Below are 19,499 nucleotides of genomic sequence, written 5' to 3'. Positions count from 1 at the left end.
TTTTAATTTGAAATTAACAAATGCCATAATGCTAAGAGAAACGACAGGTCTTCAAGTCATTTTATAGCCCATTAAAACCAGTAGCAAGTCAAAAAGACTCTCCGATCTGATCGATCTCACTTTCGTCCTCAAAACCACATACCTGCTTGTAAATAACATAGGTGGGGAGATATCCAAAACATCCAAGGAAAATACCTCCAAGACCACAAGTAATTTGACTTATTAATCCAACCCCTACTCCAATGATAAAAAGCAATCCGAAAGCGACCAACCAAAATTTATTCCCCAACCGAAAAGCAAGCGTAACGATTTCTGAAATACGAAATTGAGGATTAAATGCAAATATTGGCACTATGAAAGACAAAGGAACAAACGCATAGATAAAAGGGATGAGGCATAGAGCCATCGCCACAATCGAGATCAACAAGGTGAGAAGTGATAGTCCCAATATCTTTCCAAAGTATTCTTTCTTTAAGAACGTGAAGAAATGTCCAGAATTGACCTCTTTTCCATGATCGATGTCTTTACAGATGCGATAAAAACCCGCTATCAAACCTGTTTGCACGACAGACACGACAATGATCAGGGCCAGCACCAATATGACCAACCCGATGGATAATGTTCCTGAGGCAAAGGCATCATTTTCAAAATCGATCGTGCCAGACTCTTGCGCATAGACGAATGCCAATAAAGGTGCGTAAACAATGATAAAGATCGGAATGAGCAAGATGATACTGAAAATCAATAACAATACACCTTGAAGCCACACCTTTTTGAACAATTCGATGGATTCACTAAAAATATGACCAAAGTCCAGCTTTGGTGCAACATCAATTTTTGATTCCAATGTTTCTGAATTCATGATGGGTCGGTTTGTTTTTCGGTGATGAATATAGCACTTTTTTGATCTTCTTGCCACGAAAAAACCCACTCGGAAAGGGAGTGGGTCTCAATTCGTCATAATTTCCCTTTGCTAATTGAGGGAAAACTGGCTAAGCAACTCCAAGCCATTGTTCGCATAATTATATTGATACAAGACGTTGTTCCCTATCATTACCAATTGATGCTCCAGAGGAATTACATCAAATGTATTTACATTCGGAAAATGATCGATCAACGTCAAGTCATCCACATCGGTCTTATCATATACTTTCAGACCAGAATTACCATCACAAATAAATAGTTTCTCATCCTTTATTCCTAAACCATAAGGCTCGTCCAGAAAATATGTGGCACGTAAGGTGGGGGTTTCAATAGTAGCGATATCGATGATATTCAACTGACTCTCTAATTGAGGACCTAAGTTGATCAATCCCGGACATTCGTTCCCAGCCCTCAAGGTCACATAGGCATAATCCCCATCGACCACGACAGGATCGCAAAAAGTGGCATGGTCAAATTGCGAAACGTAGGTTGGCGATGCAGCGTTGGAAATATCGTAAACGAACATACCCGTAGTGCTACCAATAAAAAGGTGATTATTCGCTTCGAATATTGTTTCGGCATTCCAAGTCACATACTGATCCCCCACTTTGACCGGGGATTCTAGTGTAGAAATATCAAAAACATTCAACAAAGAATTGTCAACCGCATAAAGATGATCGCCTGTAATTTTAAATCTGGCCAAAGACCCTCCTTGTCCGGTTGCATTTGCAAAATCTTCTTGAAACAACATGATGTCATCCTCTTCTTTTGGGACCAAGCGAGATTCGATATCCCAACCAACGATGATATGGTCGTAATTATAATTTTCAAAATTGTAACGGTCCACTGTCGGATACTCTATATAATTATTTAGAACATCGTTGATTCGGTCCAATTGTACGATCCGCTCGATATCTGAAAGGTCAAAAACCACAAGGTCCCTTCCACTGTCTGCATAGAGAATGTTATTTTTAACAGACATATCGTTATTAAGTGGGATCTTGATAAAGTTCTTTTTTTGGGGATTGGAAGGGTCTTGATTATCGATCACGTGGATACCGCGATTCTTATCTCCCACCAAAATATAGTTCCCATACGAATATATCTTCCCTGATTCCTGAATGGACTGCGCGTCCATCATTTGGACCGATGCTCTAAAATCTTCCAAAGATTGAGTGATCGGGGTTGCTATGGTCACCATCTCGTAGTCGCCATTATCACAGCTGTAAAGAAATATGGCGGTAACACAAAATAGAAATACTTTGATCGCTTTCATCAGTTTATTGGTTTGGTTTGTTATAAAAGTTAGATGATCCGGCCCACTAAAGGTTGCGTTAAAATAATACTGACAATATGTCACATATACACTAAAAAAACTATCTTTGCACCCTAATTGATTAAGCAGTTTCATTCACAAAGAGCGCATGGAGAAGGTAATTGATGAAAACAAACAGGGCGAAACCCTGATCACTCAGCATAAGAAAGACAATGGCCGTAAGCTTTACATCGAGAGTTATGGTTGCCAGATGAACTTTTCGGACAGCGAGATCGTTGCCTCGATCCTTGCCAAAGAGGGCTTTAACACTACCCAACAACTAGAAGAAGCAGACCTGGTCTTGGTAAATACTTGTTCTATCCGCGAAAAGGCCGAGCAAACCGTACGCAAGCGTTTAGAGAAATTCAATGCTGTAAAGCGCATCAATCCTAGGATGAAAGTCGGTGTTTTGGGCTGTATGGCGGAACGCCTAAAAAACAAATTCCTAGAAGAAGAAAAGATCGTTGATATGGTCGTAGGACCAGATGCTTACAAGGACCTTCCAAATTTGGTACAAGAGATCGACGAGGGTCGCAATGCAGTAAATGTTATACTATCCAAGGAAGAGACCTATGGAGATGTTGCCCCAGTACGATTGAACAGCAATGGCGTCACCGCTTTTGTTTCTATCACCCGAGGATGCGACAACATGTGCACCTTTTGTGTCGTTCCATTTACTAGAGGACGCGAGCGTAGCAGAGACCCACAATCGATCATCGAAGAAGTGAACGACCTCTGGGACCGTGGATTTAAAGAAGTAACCTTGCTCGGGCAAAATGTAGACAGTTATTTATGGTATGGCGGCGGATTGAAAAAGGATTTTGAAAAGGCGTCGGAAATGCAAAAGGCCACCGCGGTAAACTTCGCAAAATTGCTAAGTATGGTTGCAGAAGCCCAACCTAAAATGCGCATTCGATTCTCGACATCGAACCCGCAAGACATGACATTGGACGTCATAGAAACGATGGCTGCGTATCGAAATATCTGCAAATACATTCACTTACCAGTACAAAGCGGAAGCGATCGAATTCTAAAGAAAATGAATCGCCTGCATACTCGAGAAGAGTATTTTGAATTGATAGACAACATTCGCGAGATACTTCCAGAATGTGCAATTTCTCAGGATATGATCACTGGTTTCCCCACAGAGACCGAGGAGGACCATCAAGATACGCTCTCTTTGATGGAGTATGTAAAATACGATTTTGGATTTATGTTTGCCTATTCTGAGCGACCTGGAACTTTGGCCGAACGAAAGATGGAAGATGACATTCCAGAAGAAGTCAAGAAAAGAAGGCTCACAGAGATCATTAACTTACAGCAAAAGCACGGACTTTATAGAACGCAGCAACATCTTGGAAACGTCGAGGAGGTCTTGATCGAAGGTCACTCCAAGAAATCTGACGAACATTGGATGGGAAGAAACACTCAGAACACCGTGGTCGTTTTTCCAAAGGAGAATTATAAGGTAGGAGAATTTGTCAATGTAAAGATCAACGACTGTACTGCGGCCACACTTATTGGAGAGGCAGTAGGGTATTCAGATAACAATTAGCATGTATGTTGTTATTCCGTACCAGATGCGGAATCCAAATCAGCAAACAATAAATTCCTGCGAACCTGTCTGCCGACAGACAGGTTCGCAGGAATGACAAGAAAAAGAAACATGGAAAGCATTCAAGCCATAAAGCAACGTTTTGGAATCATCGGTAATGATGTGAAGCTCAACCGTGCCATAGAGAAGGCCATACAAGTGGCTCCTACAGACATTTCGGTATTGGTTACGGGCGAAAGCGGGGTAGGTAAAGAAAGTATTCCAAAGATCATACATTCACTATCGCATCGTAAGCATGGAAAATTTATCGCTGTTAACTGCGGCGCCATCCCCGAGGGCACGATCGACTCCGAGCTTTTCGGACATGAAAAAGGAGCCTTTACAGGCGCGACCGCTACTCGTAGTGGCTATTTTGAAGAGGCCAATGGCGGAACCATCTTTTTGGACGAGGTAGGCGAGTTGCCGCTGACCACGCAGGTACGTTTGCTTCGTGTCTTAGAAAATGGTGAATTCTTGAAGGTAGGTTCTTCCAAAGTACAAAAAACAGATGTTCGCATCGTGGCAGCGACCAATGTGGAGATGTTCGAGGCCATCAAAAAGGAAAAGTTTCGAGAAGATCTCTATTATCGTCTCAGTACGGTAGAGATACATCTTCCACCATTGAGAGAACGGAAGGAAGACATTCACCTTCTCTTTAGAAAATTCGCGTCAGACTTTGCCCAAAAATATAAGATGCCAACGATCCGATTGGACGAAAATGCCGTACAGCTGTTGCTAAAATATCGCTGGAGTGGCAATATTAGGCAGTTGCGCAATGTTGCAGAACAGATCTCCGTTTTAGAACAGGATCGAAATATCGACCTTGCCACCTTGTCTGGCTATCTTCCAAACGCTGGAAGCCATCTTCCTGCGGTGATAGAGAACAAAAAAAGGGATAGTGACTTTAGTAATGAACGAGAAATTCTCTACAAGGTGCTCTTTGATATGAAAAGCGACCTCAACGACCTTAAAAAATTGACCAGAGAATTGATGCAAAGTGGAAATATGCAGAAGGTGCGAGAAGAGAATGAGGGCTTGATAGAGAAAATATATGGCGAAGGAAACAATGGTTACGAAACGGCAGAAGAGGCTTTGGAGGTATTGCACATTCCCGAGCAAAGCAGCGTACAAACTGTGGTAAGTCATCCACCTGCGGTCGTAAAAGATGACAAATACGATTTTGCCGAGGAGATCGTTGAAGAAGAGACCTTGTCGCTTCATGACAAAGAATTAGAGCTTATCAAAAAAGCGCTAGAACGAAATCGCGGCAAGCGAAAAGCCGCTGCCAAAGAATTGGGCATCTCAGAACGCACACTATACAGAAAGATAAAACAATTCGACCTCTAACATTCAAATACGCTTAACAAAAGATTGGCAGGTGATAACGACCATTTTGCTTTATATTTGGGACCTGTCTTCAAAAAACCGACAGCTCGTTCTTAATGAAAAGATTTTTTTACCACATCGTATTCTTGAGTAGTTGTGTTTTGGTCATGGCTTGCGGCGCTTATTCCTTTACAGGCGCCTCCATTCCGGCAGATGTAGAATCGTTTCAGGTGAACTTCTTCCAGAATAATGCTGGAAGCAGCCCTGGGTCTATATTTGAACCCGGTCTGGATCGCGATTTCACCATTGCATTACAAGACCTGCTTCAAAATCAGACCAACCTCGAATTTGCTGACAGTAATGGCGACATCATTTACGAAGGGGAGATCACCGAGTACCGTGTTTCACCAATGACGGCAACTGCACAGCAGACAGCGGCACAAAACCGTCTGACCATCAGTGTAAATGTAAGATATTACAATACCAAAAGACCAGAAGATGATTTCGAACAGCGTTTCTCATTCTTCTTCGACTTTCGGGCGGATCAACAATTACAAACAGTGAAAGCCGAAGCCCATGAGGTGATCTTTGAGCGCATCACTCAGGATATATTTAATAAATCACTCGCTAATTGGTAAATGAACATCTCAGATTTCACATATCTTTTGCAAAAGCCAGAAGCCTGCAGTAGCGAGCAGGTGGAGGAATTAGAGATGATCCTTAAAGAGTATCCCTATTTTCAGTCTGCAAGAGCCGTTCACCTAAAAGGTTTGCAACTTACCGATAGTTTTAAATACAATGACGCTTTAAAAAAAACAGCTGCGTTCACCAACGACCGTAGTGTACTCTTCGACTTTATTACCAAAAAGAAATTCAAGCAGCACAAAACAGCTGAGAAAATAAAAAAACAGGATTTCGACATCAACAAGATCAAGGTAATTGCAGAAGAGGTCACCTTGTCGCAACAACAACGAATGGAGGTCTCGCTAAAAACAAAGATCGAAGAGGCGGCCGCAGTTTTGGACCCACAGCTCTTTCAACCAAAAGGAGAAGAGGAAGCACTGGAATTTGAACATCCATTGATCGTTGAGGAAGAGTCTCAAAAAAGAGCGTTGACAGAAGCTACCGAAAAAGCTATTCATAGTTTAAAATATGTTCCGCTAGAGGAGAAGTTGAAACTTGGAAAGCCCTTGGATTTTGATCTTTCGGAGCCTCATTCGTTCAATGAGTGGTTAAAACTATCCACCTTTAAGCCCATAAACAGGGATGATGAGCGCGCAGATAAGGAGAAATCGGATGATTCGAGCGAGGATTTCGATAACGCCGTACCGGAAGAAGATAGTCGCGCTGAAAAATTTGCGATGATCGACAAGTTCATCTCTAACAATCCCAAGATCGTTCCAACAAAACAGCCGAGTGCCAAAACCAATCTTGCCGAAGAATATAGCGTCGAAAAAAATGCCTTGATGACAGAGACGTTGGCACGGGTATATTTAGAGCAAAAAAAGTATAAAAAAGCCATTCAAGCTTACGAAATTTTAAGTTTGAAATATCCAGAAAAAAGTGGTTTCTTTGCAGACCAAATTCGAGCGATCAAAAAATTACAACAATATAATTCTTAATTCACAATGAGTACGTTCACAATATTTTTAGCACTGATCATCATCGTATCCTTTTTGTTGGTGTTAGTGATCATGGTACAGAACCCTAAAGGAGGAGGTCTTTCTTCATCTTTTGGCGGAAGTGGATCTCAGCAGATTGGAGGAGTGCAAAAGACAGGAGATTTCTTAGATAAAAGTACTTGGGTCTTGGCTACACTTTTAATCGTACTGATCCTTTTGGCAAATGTGACCAACAGTTCTGGTGGAAACAATCCAGAGTCTGTGTTCTCTGGACAGGAGACCGAGCAAACGACCCCTGCGGAGGACACTCCTGCACCGACCGGGAATGACAATCAAGACCAAGAGTAATTTTGATACAAATAAAACTCATAGAAAATGCCAGCATGTCATAATGCTGGCATTTTTATTTACAATATGTCAGTATCCTAGGATTGGCATACTTTATGCCTAAAGTGAACACAGAAAATTCTAATTAAAACCAAAAACATAAAAAATGGCTAACGTAAACATCAAACCACTTGCAGATAGGGTACTCGTCGAGCCCATGGAGGCTGAAACCACCACTGCATCTGGAATCATTATTCCTGATACCGCAAAAGAAAAACCACAAAAAGGGACTGTTGTAGCGGTAGGTCCAGGTAAGAAAGATGAACCGATGACCGTAAGTAAAGGTGATACTGTACTTTATGGAAAGTATTCTGGTACTGAATTGAAGCTAGAAGGGGTGGATTACCTCATTATGCGCGAGAGCGATATTTTGGCGATTGTATAGTTGCCAAGGGCTTTAGGCCGTAAGCTATAAGAAATGAGGGATTTCAAGAAATATGAGATTTGGCAATTAAGTCATCAGTTCACATTGAACATATACAGCCTTACCAATTCATTTCCAAAAGATGAACAGTACGGCATTATCTCTCAATTAAGAAGAGCCTCTAGTTCTATCCCAACCAATATTAGTGAAGGGTGTGGCAGAGACAGTGAAGCTGATTTTAATCGCTTTTTAACGATAGCTTTGGGGTCGGCCTCTGAATCAGAGTATCTTATAATACTATCGAAGGATTTGAATTTAATCGATGAAAATTCTTTCGAAGAATTCAATGAGAAAATAAATACGATAAAGAGAAAAATTTATCAACTCAAGAGAAAATTAAAATAACCACATTATTTGGCTTAAAGCTTATAGCCGAGAGCCAAAAGCAAAATAATTAAAAAATGGCAAAAGACATAAAATTTGATATCGAAGCACGCGACGGTCTAAAACGTGGCGTAGATAAACTGGCAGACGCTGTAAAAGTGACACTTGGACCAAAAGGAAGAAATGTGATCATTAGCAAATCATTTGGGGCACCGACTGTAACCAAGGATGGAGTTTCTGTTGCTAAAGAGATAGAATTAGAGGACGCACTTGAGAACATGGGTGCGCAAATGGTGAAGGAAGTGGCCTCTAAGACCAACGACCTTGCAGGAGACGGAACGACCACAGCGACCGTTTTGGCACAGGCCATCGTAAAAGAAGGACTTAAGAATGTGGCTGCAGGAGCGAATCCAATGGACTTGAAAAGAGGAATCGACAAGGCCGTAGAAACCTTAGTGGCAGATCTTAAAAAGCAAAGCAAAGAAGTGGGTGACTCTTCTGAAAAGATAAAGCAGGTTGCCGCGATTTCCGCCAACAATGATGATACCATTGGAGAATTGATCGCCGAAGCCTTTGGAAAGGTTGGTAAGGAAGGTGTGATCACCGTTGAAGAAGCAAAGGGAACGGATACCTACGTAGACGTTGTAGAGGGAATGCAGTTTGATCGTGGATATCTTTCCCCTTACTTTGTGACTGACACGGACAAGATGATCGCCGAATTAGAGAATCCATATATCCTTCTTTTCGACAAGAAGATCGCGAACCTGCAGGAAATACTTCCCGTATTGGAACCAGTAGCACAATCTGGACGACCATTATTGATCGTAGCCGAAGACGTTGAAGGACAAGCATTGGCCACCTTGGTAGTGAACAAACTACGCGGAGGCTTGAAGATCGCTGCCGTTAAGGCGCCTGGTTTTGGTGACAGAAGAAAGGCAATGCTAGAAGATATCGCTATTCTTACAGGTGGTACGGTGATCTCTGAAGAAAGAGGTTTCTCCTTGGAAAACGCGGACCTCAGCATGCTGGGAACTGCGGAGACCGTGACCATCGATAAAGACAACACCACTATTGTAAACGGAAGTGGTGATGCAGACAATATCAAAGGTCGCGTCAACCAAATCAAGGCACAAATCGAAACCACTACCTCTGACTATGACAAGGAGAAACTTCAAGAGCGTCTGGCAAAACTTGCAGGTGGCGTAGCTGTATTGTATGCTGGTGCTGCTTCTGAAGTGGAAATGAAAGAGAAGAAAGACCGTATCGATGATGCCTTGCATGCAACGCGTGCAGCGGTAGAAGAAGGCATCGTAGCCGGTGGTGGCGTTGCCTTGGTAAGAGCAAAGAATGTGCTTGACAAGATAAAGACCGAAAATGCAGATGAAATCACTGGAGTACAGATCATCGCAAGAGCGATTGAAGAGCCTTTACGTACCATCGTAGAAAATGCAGGTGGTGAAGGATCGGTGGTCGTTGCCAAAGTGATCGACGGGAAAGCCGACTTTGGTTTCGACGCCAAAGGTGGATCTTATGTAAATATGCTAGAAGCTGGAATCATCGACCCAACGAAAGTTACACGTATCGCACTGGAAAATGCAGCATCGGTAGCTGGAATGATCCTTACTACAGAGTGCTCATTGACTGACATCAAGGAAGATGCACCACCAATGCCTCCAATGGGCGGCGGTATGCCAGGCATGATGTAGTGGCGAGCCGCCACAGGCAATAATTAGCTTGTTTGCGGTTATACTAATTTATTTGACCTGTCAGGTTTTAAAAACCTGACAGGTCTTTTTTTACCCTTATTTTGCTATAATTGAAAAAAGTCCCTCTCCGATTGGTCGTTTGCCCTTGGAATTGACGTTGATCTCGAAGCAGTGTTGTCTTTCTGGGAAGCGGACGTGCCCATACTGAGAATCCCTTTTTTTTTAGACCCTTGATGTTTCAATAGTTTTTTAGGTGCAGGTGCGTCTGGATCCTCTCCTCGCAAGAGCATTTCGTCTTCTCTTTGAAATGCTAGCATTTCGTCGAGGGTGAATTCTTCAACGGGGACGTCCAAGAAACCCTCAAAGCTAGCGATATCGTATTCTTGATATATTTTCTTTATGAAGTTAAGACAATCGGCATCTGTTGCATAACGCTGTTGATGCAATTTGTGAAGAACTACGGGATGCTCTACCAACCATTGGTCCTTCACCTTCCATGTAAACATGAGGACCTGATCAGAGCTGTCTAAAAAGCCGATGTACACACCTTGGTGTCTCGAAAGTGAATCAAAGGCAGTCTTGGCTTTGAGGTAACTAAAGTCCTCTCCTTGTATTTCGATGACCTTTAATGGGTCTTTGAGGTAGGTTTTCATTTACTATTATTATGATTCAAAGGAATTGTGAAAACTGCCTTTAGAGTACAATTTTAGTGCGCCATAGCCAGCGCTATTTGCTAAACTCATGGCTTCTTCAATCCTATAAATTGGGAGTAACATTAATGGTAAGCTGTCGCTATTCAAATCAATAACAACAACTTGAACCCCATAGAGAATCAAAATGCCATTAATGAATAGAAGTGACTCCTCAGCGTCTTCTATAATATTGTAATCCTCTAATAAAGATAGGTCCTCAAGTATTTCGTCGTACTCTGGATGTTCTTTCAAGAGCTCGAAACATGTATCAAGGATATCATCTAAATTTGCCTTCCAATCCAATTCAAACAATAGACTTCGCTTACGTAAACCATCAACCAACGCTATCCAGGGAAGATTCGCCGCAGGTTTTTCAATTCCACGATTGGCCAAATCATTTTCGAAAGAAAGAACGTACTCTTCAGGTTCGTTAATGGACAGCAAGACTTCTTGATGTACAAAGAGGTCCTCTGTCATTAATTTGGCCAGTTCAACAATAGATTTATTTCGTTTCATTTGTGTAGTTCGAAGAAGTTTTAATTAAGACATCGCTTCTTCTCGATGAACAAGATCATAGGGATAATAATGCTCCCCTTTTAATTGGCTATCATCCAGTTCTAGTATCTTAGCCAATGCCCCTGCTTCCCAACACCAATAACCGGTATGTATATTCCATTTGCTTTCGTGCGTCTTGATCTCGATCGCTTTATACCACTTCTTTAAGTAGTCTTTCAATTTCCTTAAGGCCTCTTCCTTATCAGATTTTGACATTTCTACGATTCCTTCAATGCTGGCATAAGGGTTTCTCCAGAGAAAGTTTGTGCTCAGCATTCTTCTTTTATTATAGGACTTTATCAGAAGGTCGATGAGGTAATCTTCCAATCTAGCCTCATCGATCAGCGCTTGAAGTTTTTCAAACTGCTTTCTATCGATATCTAACAATATCCCTATAGATAACATATTTACCATTTGTATATAGCCACTTTCTTTATTCCAAGCATGTCCAATGAATTCCAATAGGGTATGATACTGCTTATTAATGGCTGTAACATTTGCTCCTAAAGAATATTTAGCAACTAAATTGCTGAATTGATATCTAAAGAGGGTGTCGTAAGTAGAACAAATGATTTCCTCATTGCTTTTAGGGTAATTCTGAACTCCCCTTTGCTCATCCTCTTGAAGCTTTTTGATCTTATCTATACGTTTGCTGATAAAACCATCGTTCTTTTCGATGATCTCTAAATAGCCCTCGTAGGTATTTAATTGGTCTCTTACTTTCATGTTTTTAAACTTGTCATAAAGTTATGGGAAATCTCCGATAATATTTCCAGCTGCATCAAGTCTCTTAGTAGTAACAATTCCATTCGAATCTACCCGGCTAATAATTTTGTCAACAGTTCCATTATCTAAAGCATCCATAATATCATCTGCCATATCAGGCCCGACCTGGTCTGCCAGTCTATCACTCCCTTTCACCCACGTATCGCTCATTTGCTTACCGTCTAAAGTTTTTCCCAATCGAGCAGTATTAAACTTGGCCTCATCGATCACATAATCGGGTGGGGGTGTTCTATTGATATATATTCCATCAATTCCTTTATTTATTTTGTCGTCTAGGCTTGTCGGTGCCGGATTTCCGATTCTTTCCAAATCATATCCAGCATCTTTGAGGTCTGGATTATCCACTAAATTTTCAGTGGCCCTTATTTCACCATAGTTACCCCTTTCCTTATTAGTTGCGTTCTCTGCGTCAAAATCATCGATTTCCTGTTCCTTCTTTCTTTTCTCTTCCTCCTCTTTTCTTTTTTGCTCTTCCTCTTCCTGTTTCTTCTTTCTGGCTTGCTGTTCGTCCACAGAGGCCGCTTTTCCCTGCTTAGGTTTGATGATCTCATTGATCGTCTTGACCGGTCTTTTTAACCCTTCTGGAATGATCTTTTGCACATTTGTAGAAAGAATAGATCCATTGAGTGCGGATGGGTCTGCGGCAAAGTCTTTGGTCGATCCCCAGGCATTCTTCACATCTTGCCATTTTTCTTTTGCCCATCCTTTTGCCGCCTCACCTACTGTATCTCCAATTTTTCCAGGAAGTTCTTTGAGATTTTCTAGCATGGCATTACCCATTTCCTTATAATCCTCATAACTCGCCTTAGAAAGGTTCTCATAGACCTCTGGTGCTACTTCAATGGCTTCTCCCGTCTTTTCAAGACCTATTTTACCTAGATCAATTAGCGTTACCCCCAGATCATACAGGTCGGTGGTTACAGATGCTACGGCGTCTTGCCCTCTACTGATGACAAAATCTCTTGGAATAGCTATTAGCCCATCTACCACTTTTGGAGGAGGAAAACAACCTCTCATAAAGTCTACGCCAGGCATCAAATGCGTGGGATTGTCTGCCAAACACTCAAAACCAACATCTGCAAAGGTTCTATCATTATTATCTCTTAAATAATCCTGATTCTTTGCCACGTCGCGGCGTAATTCTTCATCGACAAGATATCGAAGTCCTTTTTCATCGGTCTTATTAAGAATGGTAATCGGCAAATTTGAAAGGTCTTCCTCTGAATGTACACTTTCTTCACCTCTTCTTCCATCCTCCAAACCCGAATCACCGGTGCCGTTATTTCCAGAATTGTTAGACTCCGTGGAGTTGGAACTCAAACCGGCAGCACTTGAGTCATCATCGACAATTGCACTATCTTTCCCTTTGGTGAAGGTCACGGCCAAATCCACCTCAACCTTACCACCTTGCCCACACATAAAATAACTATCACTTAATAGATAACTATTCCCTGAAACGGTTGTTAAGGAAGATACATTTTCCCATTTCGTTGGAACAGGCACACATTTTTTAAGCCCATTCTTACATTGACCAAAACAAGGAATATTTACTTCTGGCACAATATCTGCCATAGAAGCCATTTTTTCTCCATAGAGCTTCACATTCCTGTTGTTCGTCACCTTGATCTCTGCAGGAACACAAGAAAGGGCAAAATTGCATTTTAAAGGAGTTCCATCGGGCACATACTCAAGCACACTCATAGTTCCGTTTTTCTAAGGCTGGTCTTAATTACATGCCGATGCAGATATTCTGGACCTATTTGTATTTCCTGGCATCTTGTCTTTTCTAACATCTTGAAAGAAGTATCCAATTCGCAAGTTTCAAAGACATTCAGATCTATCTCCACCGGTAGATGCGGGATCTCATATATTTTCCTTAAAGTTCTTGTCAATGGTTGTCCATCAAAACGTTCTTTATCAAGTTTCCCTATTTGAAGTATTTCGATCGTACTCCTCTTTTCATCTAAAGTCGGTGTGCCTATCATAAAAATGGGCATTTCGATACCGGTACCAGGCTCTCTAACATTGCTCGTTTTGACAAGTTGCTTGCCTACCTCTAAATGATAAATATCTGGAAACAGTGCTTTTATTAAAGAATGATTCCTTATGTATTCCAGAAAATGATCTTTATCAGAGAGCATTTGTTGCACATTGGTCACATACTTTATGGTATTGGGATCTTTTTTGTATTTGGAATACAGCTTTGGGCTAATAGTTTCCCATTCTTCCTTGATGGCTCTTCGATTTACGACATCGGTGATTTGCCCGGTGCTATTGGTATATACCACTAAGTTATGGTGTAAGATTGAAAGCTCTTCTACATATCGGATGTTTGAATCACTATTCTTATAGATATCTTCCTTAACCTTTATGTGGTATAGATGGCCTATTTCGTCAACTTTTAATAATTCCTTTTTCGCCAGAAGAGAAAAGACTTCGCTTGTGGTCTTTTCACCAATAATTGTTTGATGCGCAATATCTATCTCATAATCCATTGAGATAAGACCTTCATTGAGAAAAATACATGGTGTTTCTACCGCTTGCATAAATGGTCTTCTAATTAATTTCAACATTCCCTCCCTTAACTTTGACACTGCCTCCAAAAATTTTCGCAGCAGCGCCCGCCATAATACCAATACCCAAGGATGCGATACTCATGGCCACACCTGCCTGAATATTTGCCATTACCGAAGCGGTAATCGAAATCCTTTTGCCAGAGATCGAGGTGGTCTTTCCTTTGATGCTCGTTTTTGAAGTTCCCGTGGCACTTAAGTTACTCCCTGCATCAATACTCACATTAGAGGCTGCACTTGCCGCTAGATCGCTCCCCGCATTGGCTGCGATATTACTTCCCGCTCCCATGTTTAGGTTGTTGCTGGCCTGAATTTCGATATCCGTAGAAGAAAAAGTGATCTTATTCGGTGCAGAGATCGTGATCTCACCATTGCCTCCCATAACAATGGTATTGCCGCTGGGATCCGCAATGGTGACACTGCCGTCGGCGTCGTTCAAGGTCACTTGATTGCCGCTTCGCGTCTTTATCGCCTTTAGATGATTGTTACCGCTCTTAAAGGCCGACGGTACCGAAGAGGCATTGTACAAACTTCCTTGAACGAAGGGAATCTCGGCATTACCACCCTCATGCCCGACAATGACCTCATCTCCCATCTCTGGAATAAAAAAGAACCCTTGTCCGGTGCCACCAGCGGTGCTGCTAAGTCTGATCCAAGGCGTGGTCTCTCCAAGTGGTTTTTGCCATGGGTACTGCACTTTCACCCTGCCCAAACCGTCTGGATCAACATTATCCACCACCACTGCTGTCTGCGAGGCACTTTTAGGAAAGGCGCTTACCGAGGTCTTTGGATAGATGTTTCCGTTCGCGGATATCGCTTCAAAAGTGTTCTCATAGCGGTCATTATTAGCACATGTATGCACAATTTTGGTAACTCTATAGGACCCATAAAATGATGATTCCCCCTCAATATTGATGACTTGACCAATTCGAACACTGGGATTGCTACTGATTCCTTTAATGATCACCTGGTTTGCTTCTCTTGCCAGCTTTTGTTTTTGTATCTGCTGATCAAATCGGGACTGCATTTGAGGGTCGTCATACGCATTGACAAACACCTGGGTCTCCTTTGCATAAAGTCGGTCTGCCTTTTTGCTAACAAATCCATTTTGACCGTTGAGCGAGGCGGAAATACCTTTTGTTTTTGTATGATGAGCATTATCTGAGAGGTAATCGTTGGTGATATAATTAAAGTTGTTTGGCTGTGGTTCGAGATGCATCGATAATTCGTGAAGGTCATACCCGTATATCAAAGATATTTCCTCTTGATCATCCGGTTTTCCAAATACGAGCTTGGTACCATCATAGTAAAACCACTCCCCATACTGTGCCGCTAGCCTACTCGCATATTCAAAAGCGCTCTCATCATGCTGAACACTGTAATGGATGGTGTCGGAATTCTCTGGTCTAACTTTTAGATGTAGAATGGAGGCAGAATAGCCAGCGAATGTCCTTTCTATTATATCTGCGAGTGAAGCATCTAAATGAGAGGCGTAATGCGGCCCGTCATCTGTAATGATACTACTGCTTTTTCCCGTAATTTTTATCAGGTCTCCAGACTTGTGATAAAACCCTCGAACAATATTCACCGCTGTGACCACTCCCTTGAATTGAAGTGTTTCCGTATCCGAAAAACCATTGAGCGACTTTATCTCCAATAGCAGATCTTCTCCTAAAAAGTCACGACTCTCTCCGATAATTTCTGAGTCCATAGACTCGATGACATCCTTGCGGCATACCAGCTCTATATAATGATGCTCATCGATCTCTTGCGCTAAGGAAATATTCAGAAATGCTGGAATGAATTGTTCACCTATGTGAATCCGAACTTGTGTCTCTGTGGCCATGGATGGTATTGATTATACTATTTTTAAGGAATCCTATATATCTGAATTACAATAGTTTGGTAGGTCCCTGAAAAAATTCGGAATAAATATAGCCAAATCGAAAACCGCCTCAATGTCATAGTTCCCCAAATTGAACAAATTGGGGTGGTAACAACACGAGGATCTTCGGACTACTCCTTGTTTGATATTGCACGGCCCGTATCTGTTTCATATTTTTATGGAAATCGACCAAATATGAAAAAAATCAATTGGCGCTATGCCTTAGGTGAGATTCTAATTGTGATCATCGGTATCTCTATTGCCTTCAGTTTGAATAAATGTTCGGAAGACAAAAAAGATGCAGCTCTGAGAAATAATTATATAAAGAACCTTAGGAGCGACATCGCCGCTGACCGCCAGAATTTACAGGAAAACATTACGGCTCTTGAAAAATTCCAGCAAACTTCTAGAGAGATCACCCCACACTTGACAACAAATTCTAACCAGAAAATGGGAATACTCGGTAAGATCTTTGAAGTTTCGCAGTCCATAGAATTCCTTCCGCAAGATTTTACGTTTCAGACCTTGGTGAATTCTGGAGACTTTAAGCTCATCGGTGATTTCGAGCTCAAAACCGATATCCAAAAATACTATTCCTATGATATCCCCGAAATACTCAGGGCCTATAAGCGACAAGAGACCATACACAAAGAGTATCTAGGCCGCTATTATATCTACAATGCCGACTTTGACAAGATGAGCAAAGGCGAATTTCCTTTTGATGACGAACAGTTGTTGAAGCGTATCATTCAAAGCCTATCTGCCTCCTGCGGAATCCAGCAGAAGGCATCGGAGAAAGGTGTCGCCGTATGTGATAGTCTCATCACAAAATTGGATGACACGTTAAATAAATACTAATTGTTGATCTTTTATGTAACGAGTTTTTGATTTTCAAGTCTCTTTGTTATCAACCAATCAGTTCTTGAAACCAATCTATCTCATAGTATTCTTGTTCATTCTTCTATCTAGCCTATGCCATGGATCAGATACGCTCTTGGAGACTGATGCCGTCTCTTTTCCAAAAGCAGAATACATCACAGAGAATACAACGAGACTGCCTTTTAAGCTCGTGGACCATCTAATCGTAGTTGAGGCTGAGATCTATGGAAAGAAGGGCAATTTTATCATAGATACGGGCTCCGAGGGGTTTCTTTTCAATAGCGTACATTTCAAATCGTTGAGTGGTATTCATCGTGGACGCGTAGGGGCCGGTGTGAACGGCTCTATCGGAGCGGTCGATGAAAAAAGTATCCACAAATTTACTTTACAAGATTTTGACATAAAAAATCGAAAGGCACAGATCATCGACCTATCGCATTTAGAAAGGTCAAAAAAAGCTCGGATACTGGGAATTATCGGCTTTCAAGTACTTAAGGATTTTGAGGTGTTCATAGATTTTTATCTCAAGCAGATCACTCTCTTCAAATTGGATAAGGCCGGAGAACGCATCGATGCGTACATGCTATTGGAAAAAGTGAACGATAGTATTGATTTCAAATTGAAGAAACACAGTATCATTGTAGAATGTTTCGTCAATGGTGAGCGGTTGAAATTTGCCTTGGACACTGGTGCAGAGGTCAATCAATTGAATAAATCGGTCTCGGAAAAGGTGTTGGAAAAATTTAGACCTATTCGGCGTATCATGATGACCGGGATGCATAGACGGAAAATAGAAGTGCTCGCAGGAAAATTATACGAGGCAAAATTAAAAGAAGGGTTACCTTGCGGTATGATGCGGACCATCGTCACGGACCTAAGAAAGATGAATGAAGCTTATGGCACAAAATTGGATGGTGTACTCGGGTATGATTTTATTGCCATGCGCAGAATCATCATCAATTATAAAAAGAAAAAATTATATTTCGTAAAATTACCTTATAACTAGAATATCTTGAAATTACGAATCTTCATATTGCTTTTTGCTATCATCCCCCTTACGATGACCGCACAGGATAACTCCCTTGGCTATCGTATCGAGGGAAAGGAAGTGATCTTTACTTTTGATGTGAGGGATTACGAAAAGGTCACCAAGGACGATACCGACGATAAATTGGATTTTGGAGATCTTGAAATCTATGATGTAGCTGTTTCGGGCGAGTTCAACGATTGGTCGAAAAAAGGATGGCGCATGAAGAAGACCGGTGCATATACCTATGAGCTACGTAAGAATATCGAAAGTTTTAACGACGCTTTTTCATGGGAGTTCAAATTTATTATCAATAACAAATACTGGGCGGAACCTGACGAAAATGCACCTAATAGGGTGGATGCCAAAAAGAATGGTTTTTGGTTGCATGTATATAATCTGAAGATGTACAAGGCAGCGATAGATGAGGATGGCAATGCAAAATTTCATCTACCAGGATATCTAGATGCACAAGAGGTCATTCTCGCGGGTAGTTTTAACAAATGGGACGAGTATGCCTTTAAAATGAACAAAAACGCAGATGGTTGGACACTCACCCTTCAACTTCTACCAGATAGTTATCAATACAAATTTATCGTGGATGGTGAATGGATGGAGGATCCCCACAATCCGGAGAAAGTCCCGAACGAATATGGTGGCTACAATTCTGTGATGAATATTACAAAAGAAGTGATCTTTACGCTAGAAGACTATCGTAATGCAAAGAAGGTCATTTTGTCTGGTACGTTCAATAACTGGGATGAACATGCCATTGACATGAGAAAAAGCAATGAGAAGTGGCGTTGCACCCTTGACCTTGCAGGAGGAAAACATCACTATAAATTTATCGTGGATGGGAAATGGATCATCGACCCAAAAAACCCCATCCGAGAATATGATAAATATGGCAATATCAACTCTGTGAAAATGGTTGAATAGCGAAGAGCGTGTCTTAGAGTCATCGAATTAGGTCACTGTGACCGCGAGAACTCGTGCGGAACGATCTGTTTGTAAATGGCTTAAATTAAGCAGATTCCTTCTGCCGAAGTCTCGGCCTCGGAATGACGGTCTTAAGACACCCTATTCTGCTTTACTGCCCGTCATCGTTGGTATTATCCTCTCGGTACTTACAACAAGGATGTATCTCGGCGTAGACCTCATCTTTAGCCTTTACCTCTTTGGTATCATGACCAACGGCAGCAACGCTATTTTTCACAAGCATAGGATTCGTCTTTCGCTCGTCGATGATCACTGAGAGTAAATGCGTATTCACATCCCAGTTTGCATATTTCACGCCTTTGGTCTTAATGGCCGCTGTTTCGATACGCTTCTTGCACATACCACATTTTCCGTTCACTTCTATGGTATATTTCGCGTTCTTGTTAAGCGAATTCTTCTCTTGCGCATTGGCAGAGAAGCCAATGGTGAATAGTGCGATGGCGATAGTCAATATATTTTTCATGATGTTATTTTTTTATAA

20 protein-coding genes are annotated in these 19,499 nt (G+C 41.6%); 11 read left to right on the top strand and 9 right to left on the bottom strand.

Annotated elements, in window-relative coordinates; translation table 11 throughout:
- Nucleotides 1-88: 88 nt before the first annotated feature.
- Both ACFQ1M_RS16185 and ACFQ1M_RS16180 read right to left on the bottom strand, forming a co-directional pair.
- Nucleotides 89-862, bottom strand: coding sequence for a hypothetical protein (locus ACFQ1M_RS16185; RefSeq protein ID WP_386410079.1), 774 nt, complete (start codon nucleotides 860-862; stop codon nucleotides 89-91).
- A 111-nt stretch (nucleotides 863-973) separates the two neighbouring features.
- Nucleotides 974-2,200 (bottom strand): LVIVD repeat-containing protein, encoded by a 1,227-nt coding sequence (locus tag ACFQ1M_RS16180; protein ID WP_386410076.1) that lies wholly within the window; start codon nucleotides 2,198-2,200, stop codon nucleotides 974-976.
- A gap of 148 nt (nucleotides 2,201-2,348) precedes the next feature.
- On the opposite strand from ACFQ1M_RS16180, the gene miaB reads away from it, so the two are divergent.
- The 8 genes from miaB (at nucleotide 2,349) to groL (ending at nucleotide 9,622) form a co-directional block, all read left to right on the top strand.
- Nucleotides 2,349-3,794, top strand: coding sequence for a tRNA (N6-isopentenyl adenosine(37)-C2)-methylthiotransferase MiaB (gene miaB / locus ACFQ1M_RS16175; RefSeq protein WP_386410074.1), 1,446 nt, complete (start codon nucleotides 2,349-2,351; stop codon nucleotides 3,792-3,794).
- A gap of 111 nt (nucleotides 3,795-3,905) precedes the next feature.
- Nucleotides 3,906-5,180: a sigma-54 interaction domain-containing protein gene (locus tag ACFQ1M_RS16170; protein ID WP_386410072.1), complete on the top strand. Its 1,275-nt coding sequence runs from the start codon at nucleotides 3,906-3,908 to the stop codon at nucleotides 5,178-5,180.
- A gap of 95 nt (nucleotides 5,181-5,275) precedes the next feature.
- The gene (locus ACFQ1M_RS16165) at nucleotides 5,276-5,797 is read left to right on the top strand and encodes an LptE family protein (protein ID WP_386410070.1); all 522 of its coding nucleotides are present in this window, start codon (nucleotides 5,276-5,278) and stop codon (nucleotides 5,795-5,797) included.
- Entirely contained in the window at nucleotides 5,798-6,781 is a 984-nt protein-coding gene (locus ACFQ1M_RS16160; RefSeq protein ID WP_386410068.1) for a hypothetical protein, read from the top strand.
- 6 nt (nucleotides 6,782-6,787) lie between these two features.
- On the top strand, nucleotides 6,788-7,129 hold the full coding sequence (gene secG, locus ACFQ1M_RS16155) for a preprotein translocase subunit SecG (protein WP_386410066.1): 342 nt from the start codon (nucleotides 6,788-6,790) through the stop codon (nucleotides 7,127-7,129).
- A 145-nt stretch (nucleotides 7,130-7,274) separates the two neighbouring features.
- The gene (locus tag ACFQ1M_RS16150) at nucleotides 7,275-7,553 is read left to right on the top strand and encodes a co-chaperone GroES (protein ID WP_386410064.1); all 279 of its coding nucleotides are present in this window, start codon (nucleotides 7,275-7,277) and stop codon (nucleotides 7,551-7,553) included.
- Nucleotides 7,554-7,586: 33 nt separating this feature from the next.
- Nucleotides 7,587-7,937 (top strand): four helix bundle protein, encoded by a 351-nt coding sequence (locus tag ACFQ1M_RS16145; RefSeq protein WP_386410062.1) that lies wholly within the window; start codon nucleotides 7,587-7,589, stop codon nucleotides 7,935-7,937.
- Nucleotides 7,938-7,993: 56 nt separating this feature from the next.
- Nucleotides 7,994-9,622: a chaperonin GroEL gene (groL, locus tag ACFQ1M_RS16140; protein ID WP_386410060.1), complete on the top strand. Its 1,629-nt coding sequence runs from the start codon at nucleotides 7,994-7,996 to the stop codon at nucleotides 9,620-9,622.
- Between the two features lie 104 nt (nucleotides 9,623-9,726).
- Here groL and ACFQ1M_RS16135 read toward each other — a convergent pair whose 3' ends face one another.
- From ACFQ1M_RS16135 to ACFQ1M_RS16110, 6 genes are read right to left on the bottom strand one after another with little or no spacing between them, the layout of a single operon-like run.
- Entirely contained in the window at nucleotides 9,727-10,275 is a 549-nt protein-coding gene (locus tag ACFQ1M_RS16135; protein ID WP_386410058.1) for a hypothetical protein, read from the bottom strand.
- Nucleotides 10,276-10,284: 9 nt separating this feature from the next.
- Nucleotides 10,285-10,830: a DUF6630 family protein gene (locus ACFQ1M_RS16130; RefSeq protein WP_386410056.1), complete on the bottom strand. Its 546-nt coding sequence runs from the start codon at nucleotides 10,828-10,830 to the stop codon at nucleotides 10,285-10,287.
- Nucleotides 10,831-10,854: 24 nt separating this feature from the next.
- On the bottom strand, nucleotides 10,855-11,595 hold the full coding sequence (locus ACFQ1M_RS16125) for a PoNe immunity protein domain-containing protein (protein ID WP_386410054.1): 741 nt from the start codon (nucleotides 11,593-11,595) through the stop codon (nucleotides 10,855-10,857).
- A 21-nt stretch (nucleotides 11,596-11,616) separates the two neighbouring features.
- Entirely contained in the window at nucleotides 11,617-13,356 is a 1,740-nt protein-coding gene (locus ACFQ1M_RS16120; RefSeq protein ID WP_386410052.1) for a PAAR-like protein, read from the bottom strand.
- Nucleotides 13,353-14,228, bottom strand: coding sequence for a hypothetical protein (locus ACFQ1M_RS16115; RefSeq protein ID WP_386410050.1), 876 nt, complete (start codon nucleotides 14,226-14,228; stop codon nucleotides 13,353-13,355). The genes ACFQ1M_RS16120 and ACFQ1M_RS16115 overlap by 4 nt, the downstream gene beginning before the upstream one ends.
- Nucleotides 14,212-16,074 carry a type VI secretion system Vgr family protein gene (locus tag ACFQ1M_RS16110; RefSeq protein WP_386410048.1) on the bottom strand — a complete coding sequence of 621 codons (1,863 nt, stop codon included), beginning with the start codon at nucleotides 16,072-16,074 and terminating at the stop codon, nucleotides 14,212-14,214. Before ACFQ1M_RS16110 ends, ACFQ1M_RS16115 begins: the two co-directional genes overlap by 17 nt.
- Nucleotides 16,075-16,308: 234 nt before the next feature.
- Here ACFQ1M_RS16110 and ACFQ1M_RS16105 point away from each other — a divergent pair, with 234 nt between their 5' ends.
- From ACFQ1M_RS16105 to ACFQ1M_RS16095, 3 genes are all read left to right on the top strand, one after another.
- Nucleotides 16,309-16,971 carry a DUF6090 family protein gene (locus ACFQ1M_RS16105; protein WP_386410046.1) on the top strand — a complete coding sequence of 221 codons (663 nt, stop codon included), beginning with the start codon at nucleotides 16,309-16,311 and terminating at the stop codon, nucleotides 16,969-16,971.
- Between the two features lie 64 nt (nucleotides 16,972-17,035).
- Nucleotides 17,036-17,998, top strand: a complete 963-nt coding sequence (locus tag ACFQ1M_RS16100) for a hypothetical protein (protein ID WP_386410044.1) — start codon at nucleotides 17,036-17,038, stop codon at nucleotides 17,996-17,998.
- 6 nt (nucleotides 17,999-18,004) lie between these two features.
- A complete protein-coding gene (locus tag ACFQ1M_RS16095; RefSeq protein WP_386410042.1) occupies nucleotides 18,005-18,958 on the top strand; it encodes a hypothetical protein in 954 nt (317 codons plus the stop codon).
- Nucleotides 18,959-19,109: 151 nt separating this feature from the next.
- Here the strand turns inward: ACFQ1M_RS16095 and ACFQ1M_RS16090 are convergent, their stop codons facing one another.
- Nucleotides 19,110-19,481: a heavy-metal-associated domain-containing protein gene (locus tag ACFQ1M_RS16090; RefSeq protein ID WP_386410040.1), complete on the bottom strand. Its 372-nt coding sequence runs from the start codon at nucleotides 19,479-19,481 to the stop codon at nucleotides 19,110-19,112.
- Between the last annotated feature and the right edge of the window lie 18 nt (nucleotides 19,482-19,499).

Origin of the sequence: Sungkyunkwania multivorans, assembly GCF_042675645.1 — a bacterium.
GTDB classification, from domain to species: Bacteria; Bacteroidota; Bacteroidia; order Flavobacteriales; family Flavobacteriaceae; genus Sungkyunkwania; species Sungkyunkwania multivorans.
Note: the sequence above shows the minus strand (reverse complement) of the source record. Positions and strands in the feature narration are given on the sequence as shown.

Coding starts and splice junctions, on each gene's coding strand:
- ACFQ1M_RS16185 (WP_386410079.1), bottom strand. CDS start 862: ATGAATTCAGAAACATTGGAATCAAAAATTGATGTTGCACCAAAGCTG.
- ACFQ1M_RS16180 (WP_386410076.1), bottom strand. CDS start 2,200: ATGAAAGCGATCAAAGTATTTCTATTTTGTGTTACCGCCATATTTCTT.
- miaB (WP_386410074.1), top strand. CDS start 2,349: ATGGAGAAGGTAATTGATGAAAACAAACAGGGCGAAACCCTGATCACT.
- ACFQ1M_RS16170 (WP_386410072.1), top strand. CDS start 3,906: ATGGAAAGCATTCAAGCCATAAAGCAACGTTTTGGAATCATCGGTAAT.
- ACFQ1M_RS16165 (WP_386410070.1), top strand. CDS start 5,276: ATGAAAAGATTTTTTTACCACATCGTATTCTTGAGTAGTTGTGTTTTG.
- ACFQ1M_RS16160 (WP_386410068.1), top strand. CDS start 5,798: ATGAACATCTCAGATTTCACATATCTTTTGCAAAAGCCAGAAGCCTGC.
- secG (WP_386410066.1), top strand. CDS start 6,788: ATGAGTACGTTCACAATATTTTTAGCACTGATCATCATCGTATCCTTT.
- ACFQ1M_RS16150 (WP_386410064.1), top strand. CDS start 7,275: ATGGCTAACGTAAACATCAAACCACTTGCAGATAGGGTACTCGTCGAG.
- ACFQ1M_RS16145 (WP_386410062.1), top strand. CDS start 7,587: ATGAGGGATTTCAAGAAATATGAGATTTGGCAATTAAGTCATCAGTTC.
- groL (WP_386410060.1), top strand. CDS start 7,994: ATGGCAAAAGACATAAAATTTGATATCGAAGCACGCGACGGTCTAAAA.
- ACFQ1M_RS16135 (WP_386410058.1), bottom strand. CDS start 10,275: ATGAAAACCTACCTCAAAGACCCATTAAAGGTCATCGAAATACAAGGA.
- ACFQ1M_RS16130 (WP_386410056.1), bottom strand. CDS start 10,830: ATGAAACGAAATAAATCTATTGTTGAACTGGCCAAATTAATGACAGAG.
- ACFQ1M_RS16125 (WP_386410054.1), bottom strand. CDS start 11,595: ATGAAAGTAAGAGACCAATTAAATACCTACGAGGGCTATTTAGAGATC.
- ACFQ1M_RS16120 (WP_386410052.1), bottom strand. CDS start 13,356: ATGAGTGTGCTTGAGTATGTGCCCGATGGAACTCCTTTAAAATGCAAT.
- ACFQ1M_RS16115 (WP_386410050.1), bottom strand. CDS start 14,228: ATGTTGAAATTAATTAGAAGACCATTTATGCAAGCGGTAGAAACACCA.
- ACFQ1M_RS16110 (WP_386410048.1), bottom strand. CDS start 16,074: ATGGCCACAGAGACACAAGTTCGGATTCACATAGGTGAACAATTCATT.
- ACFQ1M_RS16105 (WP_386410046.1), top strand. CDS start 16,309: ATGAAAAAAATCAATTGGCGCTATGCCTTAGGTGAGATTCTAATTGTG.
- ACFQ1M_RS16090 (WP_386410040.1), bottom strand. CDS start 19,481: ATGAAAAATATATTGACTATCGCCATCGCACTATTCACCATTGGCTTC.